Origin of the sequence: Nonomuraea sp. NPDC050663, from assembly GCF_044456985.1 — a bacterium.
Classification (GTDB): Bacteria; Actinomycetota; Actinomycetes; order Streptosporangiales; family Streptosporangiaceae; genus Nonomuraea.
Genome location: NZ_JBITGL010000001.1, coordinates 886,765 through 905,003, shown reverse-complemented (window position 1 = coordinate 905,003; position 18,239 = coordinate 886,765). Strand labels below are relative to the sequence as shown.

Sequence of the window (18,239 nt, the reverse complement as noted above, 5' to 3'; positions counted from 1 at the left end):
CGGGCGCTGGAGCTGCCAGAAGGCCCCGAAGGGCCTCCCTGGAATCGAACCAGGGTAGAAGGAAGCACCCGAATGGCCGCGCCCACCGTGAATGCGAGGAAAGCGGGAGAGCTAGTTTCCAGACGTGTGAAGAAGGAAGCCCTCCCATGGCCTCACGAATGCGACAGTATCAGGCGGGGATCAGCTCGTGCAGCGTGGAAGGGGTGTAGCCGCCCGCGGACGGGTCCAGCCCGATACGAGTGACGGGGCCGGTCCCCGACGCCTTCTCTTGCAGCAGGCCGGCCAGATAACCGACGGTGAGATAGTTGCGCTCCACAATCGAGCGAACCAGCTGGGACGTGCTTACGCGATTTCCCTCGACCTGGTTGAAGGACGGATATCCGCGCAGGTAGAGGTGCAACCACTTGGCTCGCCAGCCTCCGTCGTCCCCTCGCAGGAAGACCAGCGGGAGAGCGACCCGCCCGGATCCCCGCAGATCGGACTTGGCCCGGACGGTCCGCGGCTCGAACGGGAGCCCTTTCTGCGTCGAATTCCTGCTCATATAGCCGAAGAAAGCCTCGGCCGCTTCATCGAATGCCTCACCCGCAAAGATGTTCACCTGCGGGATGATGACGGACTTGTCGACCTTGCCGAGTCTGAGGTCGATGAACTCCGACGCCCCCTCGGGAGCCTCGGTCAGATCTCCCGAATAGGTGGCGAAGCTGCTGCGATAGTTCGTCCACGAGATCTGCGTCGCCCGCCCGAAGGAATCGTCCAGCATCAGCGCCGACAAGTCGTAGTCCGTCCGCTGCGAGGCCTCCCGCCAGTGCACGAAGAACCGCAGCACCTCACCGTCCACCGGCGACACCGACCCGCGCGGCAACATCCCGAGCCCCGGCGCGACCGCCTTGCCCGACAACGGCAACGCCACCTCCAGCACATCGGGATCGACGACCAGTTCGCCCGGATCGGGCAGTCGGGAGGCGATCTCCGCGTCGAGCATGGCCAGCGCGTGGGCCACGATCCCCTGGTCAAGCGGCCGGCGGGTGTCGGCGGCCGTCCACGCCCTGCCGTACCGGTTGGTGAACGTGCGGCTCGCGGGCGCGAGCCGGTTCTGCAGGTGCTCGCGCAGGGAGAGCAGCACGCGCCCGGACACGTCGGGTGCGGCCCTTTCCGCCGCCTTCAGTACGGAGGAGCCGCCGCCCGCCCGCAACAGGTGATCCAGCCGTCGCAGGAGCGCCCCCGGCGTCTGCTCCAGCAGGCCGAGCGCCTCTTCTGTACGGCCCGCGGTCATGGCCATCTCCACCTTGGCCTCCACGCTGCGAACCTCGCGCACTCCCCTCGCGACCTCGAAGAGCTGGGCGGCCCGGGGGAACTGCGGGTATTCGTGCGGATGCAGCCGCTCACCCAGGCGCTTCCACTGCTCCCGGTGCCGCAGGACGTCGGCATGCTTGCTCGTCTTGAGCGAGTCCAGGGCCGCGAGGAGAGCGCGGCGCTCGGGGCGGCGGAAGGAACGCAGCCGGGTGGGGGTGAGCAGCGTGACGTCCCCTCCCGAGCAGGCGCAGGCCAGCCGCAGCACGTCAGTCACCGTGTCGACGGCCAGGGGCAATCCGCTCGTCAAACGCACCTCGTTGACGACCGCCTGGTTCTCCCGCACCGGAATCCTGGACGGCGTTTCCCCAGGGCAGAAGGCGGCCAGCGTCCGCAACGCGGCCAGATCCTCGGCCGCGAGCGGGATCTCCGACCCGGCCAGCGACAGATAGAGCTCACGCGCCTCGTCCTGCAGCGTGCCGCCGAGCTGCAGCACGGTCACCCGGTCTCCCGCCATCGCGACGAACTCGCCGTGCGCGGCCACCAGCTCGGCGAAGGTGTGCTGGTAACGGCCGTATCCGGGCAGGTCGAGCAGGTTGAACGTGGGCACGGTCTCACGCATGAGGGCGGCCCAGAAGTCCACCGTCCGCGGGACGTTGGCCGGGAAATCGACGAAGTACGCGTTGTGCCGCACGTGGTCGCCGACCAGGCGTCGCACCGCCGCGAGCACTCTGACGCCCAGGTCGATCACCAGCTCGCCGGGCAACCCGGCCAGGCGCCGTAGCAGCGCGGGTGAGCAGACGAAGCCCACGCTGAGCAGGGCCGCGTCCAGCTGCGTTGCGGGAGCCTGACCATCGCCGTCGGCTTGGCTGTCGACGGGGACGCGCAGGCGGCGGGTGATGACGAGCTCTTCGATGCTGGACATGATCAAAGCTTACGGACGAGAAAGGGCGGGGCTCCGTGAGACTGGAGACCCGCCCTTTTCCCTGCTGTCCTCGATGTGCTCCCGGCAGGATTCGAACCTGCGCACCCGGCTCCGGAGGCCGGTGCTCTATCCCCTGAGCTACGGGAGCGATGCGGAACAAGGCTATCAGCTATCCCCCACCACTCTGCACGCCGTTGATCCTCCACCTCCACATCCGACGAAAACCGCACGTGACCCCCTCTCCAGGGAATAGCTTGGCGGCCGTGGGCGAGGTATTGGGCAAGGTCCTGGTCGTCGACGACGACGAAGTGATCCGTCAGCTGATCGCGGTCAACCTGACCCTGGAGGGGTTCGACGTCGAGCAGGCGACCGACGGGCAGGACTGTCTGGAGCGGGTGCTCGACGTGATGCCCGATGTCATCACGCTCGACGTGATGATGCCGCACCTCGATGGGTGGGTGACCGCGACCAGGCTCAGGACCGACGAGGAGACCAGGCACATCCGGGTGGTGCTGATCACGGCCAGGGCGCAGGACGACGACAAGCGTCGCGGGCTGGGGATCGGCGTTGACGCCTATCTCACCAAGCCGTTCGATCCGGCGGAGCTGATCCGGATCGTGCGGGATCTGGCGGCCATGGGGCCGGAGCGGAAGCGGGTCTGACCCTAGGACCCCCGACTGGATGGCGAAATACGCCCAAGATCGGGATATTTCTGTAAATATCCTACAATTCGTGAATCCGCTATTGATCATGCTCCTGACCACGCTGACACTGACCGTGAAACCGCACATGCAGCGTGACGGAGGCGACATGGATCGTGTCAGGAGCATGGCATCGACGCCAGGCCACCGCTTCTTACCCGGCTTGGCATCCTCACCGATCCGGATCCTGACAGCAGTCGCCACGGCGGCTGCTTTTCTCATGCCCGTCATGCCCCCAGCCCCCGCCGCCGCCGCGAGCGAACCACCCCAGAGCGCCGCCGAAGCCACCGAGCAGGGCGCGCTGACCGCCGCCAGGCAGCGCGGTGAGCGCGTCGAGGTGGCCTCCATGCGCACGGAGACCCGGACGGTCTACGCCACCCCCGAAGGCTCCTTCGTCCTGGAGCAGAGCGCCCGCCCCATCCGCGTGCGCCAGGACAGCCGGTGGACCGCGGTTGACACCACCTTGCGCGCGATGCCCGACGGCTCGCTCGCCCCCGTCGCCGCTGCCGTGGACCTGCGCTTCTCCGGTGGCGGGCAGAGCCCGATGGCCACCGTCTCCCGGGGCGCGAAGTCGATCGCGGTCGCCTGGCCTGGCCCGCTGCCCGCCCCGGTGCTGGACGGCGCCACCGCCACCTACCCCGAGGTGCTGCCCGGCGTCGATCTCCAGGTGACGGCCGACGTCGACGGCTTCTCCCACGTGCTGGTGGTGAAGAGCAGGCAGGCCGCGCTGAACGGCCGGCTGGACCGGCTGCGGTTCGCCGTACGGTCCGACGGGTTGTCCGTACGGCACCGCGAGGGCGGCGGGCTGGAGGCTGTGGACGGCACGGGCGCCGAGGTGTTCACCGCGCCCACCCCGCTGATGTGGGACTCCCCCGCCGACCTGCAGGGCAGGCCGATGGCGCTGGCGAACCGGCCGGGAGAGGGTCCTGGACCGGGTTCCCGTCACGCGGTGATGGGTCTGGAGCTGGCCGTGAACTCCCGCGGCGGGACGATGACGCTGTCGCCGGACCGCCGCATGCTGGCCGACCCTGCCACGCGCTACCCCGTCTACCTGGACCCGTCGGTGTCGGCGGCGCGGGGAGCGTGGACGGCGGTCTGGAAGAAGTACCCGAACTCCAACTACCTCAATTCCAGCGACATCGCCCGCGTCGGCTACGAGAGCGACACCGGCGGCACCGCGCGGTCGTTCTTCCAGATGAACACCGGCAGCGCGATCCACGGCAAACAGATCATCAAGGCCACCCTGCGCACGTACGAGACGTGGTCGTGGTCCTGCACGGCCAGGTCGGTCGAGTTGTGGCTGACCGGCACGATCAGCAAGTCGACCACGTGGAACAACCAGCCGTCCTGGGCGACCAAGCTCGACTCCAAGAGCGTCGCCAAGGGCTGGAGCGCGTCGTGCCCGGCGGGCGGCGTGGAGTTCGACGCCACCGAGGCGGCGGTCCAGGCGTCGGCGAAGAAGTGGGCGCACATCACGATGGGCCTGCGCGCCTCCAGCGAGAGCGACACGTTCGGCTGGAAGAAGTTCCGCAACAATCCCACGCTGGTCGTCGACTACAACTCGGTGCCGACCAACCCCGTGGCCGCCGACCTGTGGTCCGACCCGGGCGGTCCGTGCGCCTCCGGCACCGCCCGCCCGCTGATCGGTACGGCGACGCCGAAGTTGTGGGCCAAGCTGCGCGACGCGGACAACTCGGTGAAGGGCCGCTTCGAGTGGTACAACGCGGCCGGTACGAAGGTGGGCGAGCTCCTCACGGCCGCCGCCTCGTCGGGGAACGCCTTCTACGCCACCATCCCGGCCGGAAAGTACGCCGACGGCTCGGTGATCCGCTGGCGGGTGCGCGCCGAGGACGGGCACACGACGAGCGCGTGGAGCGCCTACTGCGAGATCGCGGTCGACGCGACGGCCCCGGTGCGCGAGCCCACCGTCGCCTCGCCGCAGTATCCCGAGAACGCCTGGGGTGACGGCGTCGGCCGCGCCGGCGAGTTCACCCTCGGCGCCAACGGCATCGCCGACGTGACCGGCTTCCTGTACGGGCTCAACACCAACCCGGTGACCGCCGTCCCCGCCGGTGCGACGGGCGGTTCGGCGACGATCCGGCTCACTCCCCTGGAGGAAGGACCGAACGTGCTGTCGGTGCGCAGCGTGGACGGCGCCGGCAAGCAGGGACCGATCCGCAGTTACGTGTTCAACGTGCGCGCGGGCACCGCGCCGGTCGGCTACTGGCGGCTGGACGAGGGCCTGGGGACCAGCGCCGGTGACGCGGCGGGCGCCCGGTCGGCGACCGTCACGGGCGCCTCCTGGACCGAAGGCCGCGCCGGGAAGGCGCTGCGTTTCGGCGGCGTCGGCCAGTACGCCGCCACCTCGGGCGGTGTGGCGGCGACGGAGGCCAACCTGGCCGTCTCGGCCTGGGTCCGGCTGACGTCGACCCCTCTGGGCAACGCGGCGGCGGTGAGCCAGAGCGGCCAGAACAATGCCGGCTTCTGGCTGGGCTACAACCACGGCCGCAAGTCGTGGTCGTTCATGATGAACAATCCGGGCGGCGCGTCCGCCACCGTCTGGGCGGACAACGCCGCGGTCGTGCCGGCGGTCGGGCAGTGGACCCACCTGGCGGGCGTGTACGACGCGGCGGCCAAGTCCCTGTTCCTCTACGTCAACGGCCGCCTCGCCGCCGGGCCGGTGCCGTATCACGGTGGCGCGGGACCGGCGACGGCGCTGCAGTTCGGGCAGGCCCTCTACCTGGGCCGGCAGACCGACGCGTGGCCGGGCGAGGTGGACGAGGTCCGCGTCCACGACCGGGCGCTGGCCGCCGACGAGGTGACCAAGCTGGTCAGCCACGTCGCGACCCTCACCGGCCACTGGCGGCTGGACGAGGAGAGCGGCACGAGCGCCGCCGACACGGCGAACACGACCGGGGCGCTCACCCTCGGCCCCGGCGCCTCGTGGACCAGCGGCTGGCTCGACGGAGCACTGGCGCTGGACGGGGCCGGCGGTCACGCGCAGGCGGCCGGACCGGCGGTGCGCACCGACGACAGCTTCAGCGTCACGGCCTGGGTGCAGCTCGACTCGCTGCCCGCGGGCGACGTGGTCGCGGTGGCGCAGAACGGCACCAGGGCGGCCGGCTTCACGCTCGGCTACTCGGCGGAGGGCCCGCGCTGGGCCTTCGGCATGGCCGGCGCGGACGCCGACGGCGCCGCGGTCACCCGCACCCGGTCGGACGCTGTGCCGTACGTCATGGAATGGACCCACGTGGCCGGCGTCTACGACGCCATCGACAGGAAGCTCAAGATCTACGTGGGCGGGCAACTCGTGGCCACCACCGTGGTCGGCCACACCAGCGCCTGGAACGCCACCGGGCCGCTCCAGCTCGGCCGCTCGCTGCTGGCCGGCGCCTTCGCCGGGCACTGGCCGGGAATCGTCGACGACGTCCGCACCTACCAGGGCGCGCTGAGCGACGAGGACGTCGCCCGGCTCTCCGCCGAATGACCGCCTCTCGATGCCCGATCACTGGACGGTGAGGATGTACGACTCCGAAGAGCCCCCAGGTACGGAAATCTCAACCTTTCTGATCTTCGACTGGTTCCCGCGCAAGTTCCGCTGGTTCCTGCGCGCCTGCGCCGGATTGACGGTGCTCGTCGCCGTACCGCTGGTGGCACCCGTGCCGGCGTACGCGGCGCCGCGCGAACGGCCGGCGATCCAGCAGGAGAAGCCGGTGCCCGTGAGCTACGTCCCGTCCTTGCCCAAGGGCAAGGACGCGGCAGCCGCCCGCGCGCTCACGGCGGCCCCGGCCGTAACGGGCTCGGTGGTGGCACGGCTGGCCGGTCAGCCGTCGCAGCCGGTCAAGGCGGAGCTGCTCGACCGGGCCAAGGCCCCCGCGATCCCCGGCGTGGCGCTGCGCCTGTCGCCCGGGGCGGCCACGGCCCGCACCGGGCCGTCCCAGGTCGAGCTGGACTACTCGGGGCTGCGTCACGCGTTCGGCGGTGACTACGCCGCGCGCCTGAGGCTGGTCAAGATCCCGGAGTGCGCGTTGACCGGCGCCGCCGGCTGCCCGGCGGCGCAGGCTGTGCCGTCCACGAACGACGCTCGGGCCGGGCTGCTGCGCGCCGAGGTGGACCTGGCCGCGGGCGGCGGGCTCTACGCGCTGGCCGCCGCCGCGTCCGGGCCGTCAGGCGACTACTCGGCGACCTCGCTGTCGCCGTCGTCGCAGTGGAGCGTGGGACTGCAGTCGGGCGACTTCGGCTGGAGCCTGCCCATGCGCATGCCGCCCGCGGTCGGCGGCGAGGAGCCACTGGTCGCACTGAACTACTCCGCCCAGAGCGTGGACGGCCGGACCTCGGCCACCAACAACCAGGTGTCCTGGGCCGGCGAGGGGTTCGACCTGGCCCCCGGCGGCTACATCGAGCGCAAGTACAAGGCGTGCATGGCCGACGGGCGCAAGACCGGCGACCTGTGCTGGGACCACGAGAACGCCACGCTCGTGCTGGACGGTTCGTCCGTGGAGCTCGTCAAGGACACCGCGACCAAGGCGTGGCGGCCCAAGCGCGACGACGGCACGCGGATCGAGCTGCTCACCGGGGCCGTCAACGGCGACAACGACGGCGAGCACTGGAGGCTGACGACGACCGACGGCACCCAGCACCTCTTCGGACTCAACCGGCTGCCCGGCTGGACGTCGGGCAAGGCGGAGACCCGGTCGGCCTGGACGGTGCCGGTGTTCGGCAACGAGACGGGCGAGCCCTGCCACAACGCCACGCCCGCCAACGCCTGGTGCCAGCAGGCCTGGCGGTGGAACCTCGACTACTCGGCCGACCGTCACGGCAACGCCCTGACGTACTGGTACTCCCCCGAGACCAACCACTACGGCCGCAACGAGAAGCCCGACCTGGGCACCCCGTACTCCAGGGGCGGCCAGCTGACCCGCATCGACTACGGCTACCGCACCGAGGAGCTGTTCACCGGCACCCCGGCGGCCCGCGTGGTGTTCACCCTGGCCGAGCGCTGCATCCCGAGCGGAACGATCACCTGCGACCCCGGCCAGCTCACCAAGGAGACGGCCGCGCACTGGCCGGACGTGCCGTTCGACCGCAACTGCAACGCCGGGCAGTCGTGCACGGAGCGGCTGTCCCCGACGTTCTGGACCCGCAAGCGGCTGGCGAAGGTGACCACCCAGATCCGCTCCGGCGCCGGCTACCGCGACGTGGACTCCTGGACGCTCACCCAGTCCTTCCCGGCCACGGGCGACGGGCTCAGCCCGGCGTTGTGGCTCGCCTCGGTCCAGCAGAGCGGTCACGTCGGCGGCACGGTGACCCTCCCGAAGATCACCTTCGCCGGGGTGCAGCTGCGCAACCGGGTCGACTCGAACGAGGGGCGCGCACCCCTGTACAAGTGGCGTGTCCAGGCGATCAACACCGAGACCGGCGGAGAGGTGCGGATCAACTACGCGCCGGAGGACTGCACGCCGACGAGCCTGCCCGCGGCCGACCGCAACTCCCGCCGCTGCTTCCCCCAGCGGTGGGCGCCTCAGGACGAGACGGAGGTCGTCGACTGGTTCCACAAGTACGTGGTGGCCCAGACCGTCGAGATCGACCGGACCGCGCGCTCCCCGTGGATGGTCACCGACTACGACTACCTCGATGGGGCGGGCTGGCGGTACGCCGAGCACATCCTGGTCAAGCCCAAGGAGCGCACCTGGTCCGAGTGGCGGGGCTACGGCAGGGTCCGCGTACGGCAGGGCGACGGCCAGGACGGCCCGCGCACCATGACCGAGCACCGTTTCTACCGCGGCCTGGACGATGACCGGCTGGCCGACGGGAGCCGTACGGACGTCAAGGTCACCGACACCGAGGGCAAGGCCCGCGACGACCACGACCAGCTCGCGGGCGCCGATCTGGAGACGACCGTCTTCGACGGTGTCGGCGGGAAGGTCCTGTCGTCCACCGTGGAGGAACCCTGGTGGCGCAAGACGGCCGAGTTCACCTTCGAGGGCGTGACCAAGAGCGCCTACCTGGTGCAGTCGGCCAAGGCCGTCACCAGGGACCTGAAGGAGGACGGCACCTGGCGGCGCACCGGCGAGGAGCGCGCCTACGACGAATACGGCCTCCTCACGCAGGTGACCGACCAGGGCGACCTGGCCGACGCCGGCGACGACACGTGCACCAGGAACACCTACGTCCGCGACACCACCACCTGGATGATCGACTTCACCAGCAGGGTCGAGACCGTCAGCAAGCCGTGCTCCGTCACCCCGGCGCGCCCGGCCGACGTGCTGTCCGACGAGCGGTTCCACTTCGACGGCCGCGCCTTCGGACAGGCGCCCGTCCGCGGTGACATGACCAGGGAGGAGGAGCTGGCCTCCTACGAGGGGAGCACGCCGCGCTACGTCCTGGACATGGCGCGGGCCTACGACTCCTACGGCCGCGTCACCTCAGAGACCGACGCGGCGGGCGGCTCCACCACCATGGCCTACGTGCCCGCGACGGGCGGCCCGGCCACGGAGGTGCGCTCCACCAACCCTCTGGGGCACGCCGACACCACCTACATCGAGCCGGCCTGGGGCGAGCCGGTCGCGGAGGTCGACGAGAACGGCCGCCGCACCGATCTCGAGCACGACGCGCTCGGACGCCTGACCAAGGTCTGGCAGCACGACCGGAGCAAGGCCGCCGGCCAGCTGCCCAACACGGAGTACTCCTACGCGATCCGCACGGACGACGTGAACGTCGTCACAGCCAAGACGCTCGCGACCGACGGGACCTACATCGTCAGCCACGAGCTCTTCGACGGCCTGCTGCGCCCGCGGCAGACGCAGGAACCCGCGACCGGCGGCGGACGCGTGGTCACCGACACCTTCTACAACTCCCACGGCGAGGTCGCCAAGTCCAACCACGGCTACTACACCACGGGTGATCCGGAGACGAAGCTGCTCGGCGTGACCGACGACGACGTCGCCGGCCAGGTCGTGGCCACCTACGACGGCTCGGGCGAACTGGTCACGGAGAGCTTCCGCGTCAAGGGCGCGGAGAAGTGGAAGACCACCGTCGCCCAGGCCGCCGACCGGGCGCACGTGACCCCGCCGCCGGGCGGCACCCCGGTCACCCTCCTGTCCAACGCGGAAGGTCAGCTCGTCGAGATGCGCCAGTACAAGGGCGCCACCCCGACGGGGACCTACGAGGCGACCAAGTACACCTACGACAAGTCGGGCAGGCTCGCCACGGTGACCGACCCGGCGGGCAACATCTGGCGGCACCACTACGACCTGCGCGACCGGGAGATCAAGACGGAGGACCCCGACAAGGGCGTCACCACGCGCGTGTTCAACGACCTGGACGAGGAGGTCTCCACCACCGACGGCCGCGGCCGTACGCTGGTCCACGCCTACGACGCGCTCGGCCGCAAGACCGCGACGCGCGAAGGCTCGGCCACCGGCACCCTGCTCGCGGAGTGGCGCTACGACGCGCTGGCCAAGGGCCACCTGAACGAGGCGATCAGGTACATCGCCGGCCAGGCCTACTCCGCCAAGGTCGAGGCGATCGACCGGGAGTACCGCACGCTCCGGCAGAGCGTCACCATCCCGGAACGGGAGGGCAAGCTCGCCGGCACCTACCTGTTCAACACCCGCTACACGGCCGACGACCAGGTCCAGTCGATCACCTTCCCCGCGGCGGGCGGGCTGCCCGACGAGACCGTGGTCTACGGCTACGACGCGTTGCGCCAGACGAACCGGGTCGCCGGCCTGTCGACGTACGTCACCGACGCCCGCTACAGCAAGCTCGGCGAGACCCTCCAGTACGAGCTGAGCACCGGCGACCGCAAGTCCTGGCTGACCTACACCCACGAGGAGGGCACGCGCAGGCTGATCAGGTCGCAGCTCGACCGGGACACCGGCGCCGCCTCCGACTTCGATCTGAACTACACCTACGACGCCGCCGGCAACATCACGCGCGTCGCCGACCGCCCCGGCGGCCAGAGCGCCGACACCCAGTGCTTCACCTACGACCACCTGCGCAGGCTCACCTCGGCCTGGACCGCGACCGACGACTGCGGCTCCGGGGCGCCGCGCGCCGACCTGATCGGAGGCGTCGCGCCCTACGCGACCAGCTACGCCTACGACGCCACCGGCAACCGGCTCAAGGAGACCCACCACGCCTTCGCCGGCCGGCCGGAAGTGGTGCGCGCCTACGCCTACCCGGCGCCGGGGCAGCCCCGGCCGCACGCGCTCACCTCGGTCACGCCGTCCGGCTCGGCCGCCGAGCAGCCGTCCTCCTACGAGTACGACGCGGCCGGCAACACGACCGTGCGCAGGACCGGCTCCACGGAGCAGCGGCTGGCCTGGGACGCGGAAGGCAACCTGGAATCCGTCACCGAGGGCGCCAGGACCACGTCGTTCGTCTACGACGCCGACGGCGACCGCCTCATCCGCCGCACCGGGAGCGACACCACCCTCTACATCGACGACATGGAGCTGCGCCTGGACCATGCCAAGAACGTCGTGGAGGGCAGCCGCTACTACACGGTCAACGGCGAGGCCGTGGCCCTGCGCACCTCGGCGGAGAAGGTCTTCTTCTTCGCCAGCGACCACAACGGCACGGCCCACGCCGCCATCAACGCCGCCTCCGGGGAGCTGGCGATCCGCCGGCAGACCCCCTTCGGCACCAACCGGGGCGCCTCCCCGGCCTGGTGGCCGGGCGAACGCGGGTTCGTCGGCGGGAACGTCGACCCGACGACGAACCTGGTGCAGCTGGGCACCAGGGAGTACGACCCGACGATCGGCAGGTTCATCTCCGTGGACCCGATCATCGACGAGAACGACCCGCAACAACTGCACGGCTACGCCTACGCCAACAACAGTCCGGTGTCCATGACCGACCCCGACGGCCAGGCCTTCTGGTTCGTGGCCGCCATCGTGGTCAGGGTGGTCATCACGCACGCGGCCAGACGGGCAGCGGCGCGCGCCGCGGCACGGGCGCTCGCCCGCCGGCTCGCCGAGGCCGCCCGGCGCAGGGCCGCCGAGCTGGCCCGGCGCAGGGCGGCGGCCATCGCCCGGCGCAAGGCGGCGGAGCAGGCCAGGCGGCGGGCCGAAGTCCTGGCCAGGAAACGCGCGGCGGCGCAGGCCAGGGCACGGGCGGCGGAGAAGGCGCGCAAGGCCGCCGAGCGGGCCGCCCAGCGGCGCGCCGCGCTGGCCAGGGCCAGGGCCGCCGCCAGGGCAAGAGCCAGGGCGAACGCCGGCCGGGCACGGGCGAGGGAGGCCGCGGCACGGGCTCGCGCCCAGGCCGCGTCCAGGGCGAAGCGGGCCGCGGCCCGGCGCGAGAAGCTGGCCAGGTCCCGGCCCAACACCCGGCCGACCGCGCGCCGGGCGCAGCAGCGACCGCATCCGCCGAGATCGCAACGCAGCCCGGCGGAGCGGCAGCGCGGCATGACCGAGGCCCAGCGCCGGTCGGTCGACGAGCAGCTCGGCGGGCGCTACAGGTACGACGAGTTGTCGAGCTACACCCGCAACGCCAGGTCGCAGACGGAGGGCATCGCCGACCAGGGCACCGGGCACGGTCCGGCCAGCACGCGCTACCAGTCGGACCAGCCTCCGGGAGGGAAGGGCGGCAAGATCCGGAAGGTCCTCTGGAAGCTCTGGGAGGCCTTCCGCCCACCGGCCACGGGAGGCTAGCCACCCGTGACGCGTGAAGGGGCCCGCCGCGGGTCCCTTCACACACCCATGACGCATGAAGGAGCCCCGCCGCGGGCCCCTTCACCCGTCACGGCGCCGCGCTGTCGTCAGAGGAGGCCGAGCCGCCGAGCCTCCGCGGCCGCCTGGCCCCGGGTGGAGACCCCGAGTTTCCCCAGGATGTTGGACACGTGCACCGAGACCGTCTTCTGCGCGATGAACAGCCGCTCCGCGATCTCCCGGTTGGGCAGACCTTCCGCCACCAGCCCGAGCACCTCCAGCTCGCGGGCCGTCAATCCCCCGCCCGGCGACGAGGTGCGCGACGAGAACCGCGCCCGGCGTCCGAACTCCTCCAGCGCCTCCAGCAGCGGCGCCGCGCCCAGGGAGGTCGCCGCCTCCCTGGCCTGTGACCACTCGGCCTGCGCGGCCTCCCGCTCGCCCGTCGACAGCAGCGCCTCCGCCAGCCGCCACCGCGATCGCGCGACCTCGTAGACGAACCCGTAGTCGAAGGCCGCGACCACCTCTTTCCACCGGGCGACGTCGTGGTCGCCGTGGACGCGGGTGTACTCGGCCTCGGCCCGCAGCATCCAGGCCCGTCCCTCGGGCCCGAGGACGATCGGCTTGCCGTCGGGCCCGGTGGTGAACGACAGGCGGGCCTGGGCGATGAGAGCGTCGGCCCCGTCGGTGCGCCCGAGGTCGGCCAGGGCCCACAGCCCGGTGGCCGCTATGCGGATCGCGCCCGGGTCGGGGCCGTCCATCAGGTCGAGGACGGCGCGCACGTGCGACAGCGCGAGCTCGGGGTCTGCCTGCCACAGGGCGCGCTCGGCGGCCAGGCCCCGGGACATGTAGGAGGCGATCGGCTCGTTCCAGAAGGGCTCGATCCACGTGAGCCGTTCTTCGACGGTCGGCAGGCCGCGGGCGACCTCGATGAACAGCGCGAACGACGACAGGATGGCCTCGGAGACGCGCCCCACGCGGGCGCCGAAGGAGGCGGCCAGGGATTCGGCCTGGTCCCACTCCCCCAGCACGTAGTGGACCAGGAAGCGCAGGAACCGCAGGTCGGTGCCGTAGGTGCTCCAGGACAGCCCGCTGTCGTGGGCTCGTTTGATGCCGCGTTCGGCGACGGCCGCGGCGCCGGGCAGGTCGCCGTTGTCGTAGGAGACGCGGGCGCGGATGAACTCGGCCCGCAGGTCGATGGCCAGGTTGCCGGAGGGATGGGCGATGGCGTCGTCGAGGAGCTCGATGGCGCGGGCGTGGTGGCCGCCGTTCTCGGCGAACACGGCGAGGGTGACCAGGGCGCTGGTCTCGGCGTCGCGGGCTCCGGCGCGCCTGGCCGTGTCGAGGGCCTTGGCGGCGATGTCGGAGACCTCGTCGTGGCGGGGGGTCCAGGCCAGGCAGCGGGCGAGGGTGGCCAGGGCGCGGGCGCGGACGGCGTCGTCGGCGGCGGTGCTGACGGCCTCTTCTGCGGCTTCGACGGCGGCGCCGTCGTGGTGGAGCTCGTAGAGGTAGTAGGAGAGGCGTTCGTTGACCTCGGCGCTGGCCGGCAGGGCGCGCAGCTGGGTGACGGCGCGGTGGTTGTCGCCGCTGTCGGCGGCCATGACGGCGCTGCGCAGGGCCAGCGAGATGCGGTCTTCCCCGGCTAGCGCCTCGGGCTCGGCGACGCGGTCCCACAGCGACAGGACCTGGTCGTAGTGGCGGTGGGCCTCGGCGGGGGCGCCGACACGTTCGGCCTCGCGTCCGGCGCGGGCGGAGGCGGCCAGCGCCCCGGCCAGGTCGTGGGAGGCCAGGAAGTGGTGGGCGAGCTCGGCGGGCGAGGTGATCAGGCGGGCGAAGGCGGCGTGGAGGCGGGTGCGCTCGCCGGGCAGCAGGTCGGTGTAGACGGCCTCCTGAAGCAGGGCGTGGCGGAAGGTGTAGCCGTAGCCGTCGACGCGCAGCAGGCCGCGGAAGACGATCTCGCGCACGGCCTCCTCGAACTCGGGCACCTGAAGGCCGGTGACCTCGCGCAGGAGGGAGTCGTCGACCTTGCGCCCGGCGACGGCGGCGGCGCGCAGCACGCTCTGCGCCTCCTCCGACAGCAGCTCGACCCGCGACATCAGCAGGCTGGCCAGACCGTCGGGCACGCTCTCGCCGGAACCCTCGGCGGCGGCCGCGAAGAGTTCCTCCGCGTAGAAGGGGTTGCCCTCGGCGCGCTCGACGACCTGGGAGAGCACCATCGAGGGGGCCTCGCCCAGGGACGCGATGAACCGGGACATGTCGTCGACGCCCAGCGGGCGCAACTCCAGCGCCGACACCGTCGGCAACCGCTGCAGCTCCGCCAGCACCGGCCGCAGCGGATGGCGGCGGTGCAGGTCGTCGGTGCGGTAGGTGCCGACCACGCAGACCTGCCCGCGCTGCACCATGCGGCTGAGGAAGATCAGCAGATCACGGGTCGACCGGTCGGCCCAGTGCAGGTCCTCGATGATCAGCAGGACCGGCTGCACCTCGCCGAGCAGCTCCAGCAACGACCCGAACAGCCGCTGCTGGGTGAGCCCCGACCCGCCGCCGTCGAGCACCTCGCCGCGCAGGATCGGCCGCGACTCGACCGCGGGCCGGATGGACGGCTCGCGCAGGGCGTCGATCAGGGGAAGGTACGGCAGGGCGTCGCCGAGCTCGGCGCACTGCCCGACCAGGACGTGGAAGCCGCGCTCGCGCGCCTCGGCCGACAGCTCCGTCACCAGCCGGGTCTTGCCTATCCCGGCATCGCCGCCGATCAGCGCGGTGCCCGCGACGCCGGACGCGGCGGCGTCGAGCACCCGCAGCAGCGCCTCCAGCTCGGCGGAGCGTCCGATCAGCAACCCGTTCATGCTGGCCACTATGCCACGCGCGACCGACAACCCAATGGTCCAGCGACCGGCGACGGCATTGGACCCCTTACTCCACCGGACCAGGAAATATCCTCGACTACCGTGATCACCTGGTCGACATACGCACTCTTCGTGCTCGCCTCCCTCACCCTCGTGCTGATCCCGGGCCCCAACCATCTCTACATCACGGCCCGCGGCCTGGCACAGGGACGAACGGCGGGGCTGGCCAGCGCGTTCGGCGTCGAGGTCGGCACGCTCGTGCACACCGCCGCCGCGGCGGCGGGCCTCTCGGTGCTGATCAGCCGGTCGGCGACCCTGTTCGGCATCGTGAAGTGGGCGGGCGTCGCCTACCTGTTCTACCTGGGCGTCAGAACCCTCACCGCCAAGGACACCGCGACCACGCGGGCGGTCACCCCGCAGCCGCTCAGGAAGGTCTTCCTCGAAGCGGTCCTGGTCAACGTCCTCAACCCCAAGGTGGCGCTGTTCTTCCTGGCCTTCCTGCCACAGTTCGTGCACCCGGAGTCGGGCTCGCCCGCCCTGCAGATCGTGATCTTCGGCATCACCCTGTCGGCCCTGGGCCTGACCTCGAACGTCGTCTACGCGTTCGCCGCGGGCGCGCTGGGCACCAGGATGGCCGCCAGGGCGCGCGGCCTGCGCATCTTCAGCGGCCTCGTCTACATCGGCATGGGCGTGGTGACCGCCTTCGCCGGCCGCCGTTGATCGACACCGGGCGAAGCGCAACAATCTTCCCGTGGCCCTCCGCCTCCTCCTGACCCTCGTGCTCGCCCTCGCCGTCGGCTGCAGCACCCCGCCGGATCCCCCGAAGACCCAGAAGCCCGCCTTGAAAGTCGTGAACGAGAAAAAGACGCAGCGGGGCGTCGCCCTGACCCTCTCCTCCCCCAGCCTCGAGACGGAGACCCTGGCCGAGGTCCTCCTCCCGGCCGGCTGGAAACCCGGCACCACCTGGCCCGTGCTCTACCTGCTCGAAGGCTGCTGCCACGAGAGCACGATCGACTGGACGGCCCGCGGCCGGGCCGACGAGCTCACCAAGGACCTCCCGGTCATCGTCGTCGCCCTGGAGGGCGGCCACGCCGGCTTCTACAGCGACTGGGCCGACGGCCCCCAGTGGGAGAGCTTCCACGTCAAGGAGCTGATCCCCTACCTGGAGTCGACCTACGGCGGCAACGGCAAGCGCGCCATCGCCGGCTTCTCCATGGGCGGCCTCGGCGCCTTCTCCTACGCCGCGCGCCAGCCCGGCATGTTCAGGGCCGCCGCCTCCTTCTCCGGCCTGCTCGACGCCGGCCGCGCCGACGCCGACTACCTGGCGCGCGACAAGTCGCACGACCTGTGGCGCGACGAGGACATCCCGAAGCACAGCCCCACGTCGCTGATCGCCGAGCTCACCGGCATCCCGCTCTACGTCGCCTGCGGCAACGGCGAGCCGGGGCCGCTCGACTCGCCGTCGACCCCCAAGGACGACGGCGAGGCCACGATCGAGGAGCAGAACCGGCGATTCGTCGCCGCCGCCGAGAAGGCGGGCGCGAAGGTCACCGTCAGCCTGTACGGCCCCGGCACCCATGCCTGGCCGTACTGGACGCGAGAACTGGAGAGAGCGCTCCCACTTCTCACCGAGCCGCTCAGATGAGCGCTTGCGGTATCCGCTCCAGCACCGGGAACGACATCAGCCCGTAGGCGTAGAAGTCGACCGCGTAGGCGCCCGCCGCCTTGACGCCGCGCACCTTGGCCGCGAGCCGGTCGGCCGAGTCGCTGTCGGGGTAGCCGGGGCGCAGGACCGCGCGCACCTCCCGGTCCTTGCCCACCGACCGCAGGTAGGCGCCCACGTCGTCGGCGACCCGGGCCGCGTCGCGAGCGTAGGCGAGCACCGCGAACGACGGCACCAGGTCGCCCAGCGCCACGAGGTCGACGCCGAACTGCCACGCGTCGTGCGCGGCCAGCCCCGGCGTGGGCAGCCCGTCGCGGTAGCCCTTGACCGCGCCCGTCGAGTCGACGAACACCAGCCGCGAGCCCTCGGCGGCGACCGCCTGGGCCACCTCCGAGACCAGCGAGGTCACCGTCTCGGTGCGCGCACGGGCGTAGGCGACGACCTCGGGGCCGGCGTAGGCGGTCAGCGCCGCCCTGGTCACCTCTCCCTGCGCGGGAGGGTCGCCCGCGAGCACCCCGGCGACGACCCTGGCGCACTCCTCTCGCGCCGCCTCGGCGTTGACCCCGAGGTCGGCCGCCCTGCCGAGGCAGTAGTCGCAGAAGCACAGCGCCATCAGGTAGGCGTCCATCGGCCCGAAGGGCACGAACGAGCGCTCGGCCCGCAGCGGGCGGTAGTGGAGCGACTCGGCCACGACGCTGTCGACGCCGAGCCTGGCCACGGCACGCGCCAGCGAGACCGCGTACTGCCGTACGTCGGGGTGGGCCGGGCACAGGTCGATCGGGTGGCCGCGGTCGCCGAAGCAGTTGCGCACGGTCACGTCGGGATGCTCGGCGCCCAGCGTGCCGTTGCGGAGGAACACCGTCCACCCGTGCAGCTTGAGTCCTCTCGTACGGCACGCGTCGCGCAACCCGTCGAAGGTCTCGGTGAGGCCCGCCGGGGGCTTGAGCCGCTGCCCGGCGAACAGCTCGGCGGGCAGCGGGAAGTGCACCCCGTCGTGGCGCGTGGTCAGCTTGGACAGCCCGTGGGGCGTCACGTCGCGCGAGGCGTGGTAGACGGCGGCGACGGTCACCCCGGCCGCGCCGTACCCTCGCACCCGGTCGAGGACCCGCTCGGCGCCCTCGCCGTGCAGGTCCTCCGCGAAGACGAACACGGAGCTGTCCATGC

General features: G+C 71.5%; 8 protein-coding genes and 1 tRNA gene. 5 read left to right on the top strand and 4 right to left on the bottom strand.

The annotated features are described in order from the left end of the window. Window positions 1-169: 169 nt before the first annotated feature. Window positions 170-2,215, bottom strand: a complete 2,046-nt coding sequence (locus ACIBH1_RS04295) for a hypothetical protein (RefSeq protein WP_397312108.1) — start codon at window positions 2,213-2,215, stop codon at window positions 170-172. Between the two features lie 76 nt (window positions 2,216-2,291). Then, window positions 2,292-2,363: transfer RNA gene (locus ACIBH1_RS04290), tRNA-Arg, on the bottom strand. Between the two features lie 115 nt (window positions 2,364-2,478). Between ACIBH1_RS04290 and ACIBH1_RS04285 the strand changes: the two genes are divergently transcribed. The 3 genes from ACIBH1_RS04285 to ACIBH1_RS04275 all read left to right on the top strand — a co-directional run bounded on the left by ACIBH1_RS04285 (window position 2,479) and on the right by ACIBH1_RS04275 (window position 12,572). Then, window positions 2,479-2,877: a response regulator transcription factor gene (locus ACIBH1_RS04285; protein WP_397312107.1), complete on the top strand. Its 399-nt coding sequence runs from the start codon at window positions 2,479-2,481 to the stop codon at window positions 2,875-2,877. A 268-nt stretch (window positions 2,878-3,145) separates the two neighbouring features. Next, window positions 3,146-6,403: a LamG-like jellyroll fold domain-containing protein gene (locus ACIBH1_RS04280; RefSeq protein ID WP_397312106.1), complete on the top strand. Its 3,258-nt coding sequence runs from the start codon at window positions 3,146-3,148 to the stop codon at window positions 6,401-6,403. Between the two features lie 34 nt (window positions 6,404-6,437). Next, a complete protein-coding gene (locus ACIBH1_RS04275) occupies window positions 6,438-12,572 on the top strand; it encodes an RHS repeat-associated core domain-containing protein (protein ID WP_397312105.1) in 6,135 nt (2,044 codons plus the stop codon). Between the two features lie 107 nt (window positions 12,573-12,679). Here ACIBH1_RS04275 and ACIBH1_RS04270 read toward each other — a convergent pair whose 3' ends face one another. Continuing rightward, a complete protein-coding gene (locus ACIBH1_RS04270; protein WP_397312104.1) occupies window positions 12,680-15,412 on the bottom strand; it encodes a helix-turn-helix transcriptional regulator in 2,733 nt (910 codons plus the stop codon). Between the two features lie 102 nt (window positions 15,413-15,514). On the opposite strand from ACIBH1_RS04270, the gene ACIBH1_RS04265 reads away from it, so the two are divergent. Continuing rightward, window positions 15,515-16,132: a LysE family translocator gene (locus ACIBH1_RS04265; protein WP_397312103.1), complete on the top strand. Its 618-nt coding sequence runs from the start codon at window positions 15,515-15,517 to the stop codon at window positions 16,130-16,132. Between the two features lie 31 nt (window positions 16,133-16,163). After that, window positions 16,164-17,057, top strand: coding sequence for an alpha/beta hydrolase (locus tag ACIBH1_RS04260; protein WP_397312102.1), 894 nt, complete (start codon window positions 16,164-16,166; stop codon window positions 17,055-17,057). Here ACIBH1_RS04260 and ACIBH1_RS04255 read toward each other — a convergent pair. Beyond that, window positions 17,050-18,237 (bottom strand): hypothetical protein, encoded by a 1,188-nt coding sequence (locus tag ACIBH1_RS04255; protein WP_397312101.1) that lies wholly within the window; start codon window positions 18,235-18,237, stop codon window positions 17,050-17,052. The genes ACIBH1_RS04260 and ACIBH1_RS04255 overlap by 8 nt on opposite strands. Window positions 18,238-18,239 lie beyond the last annotated feature (2 nt).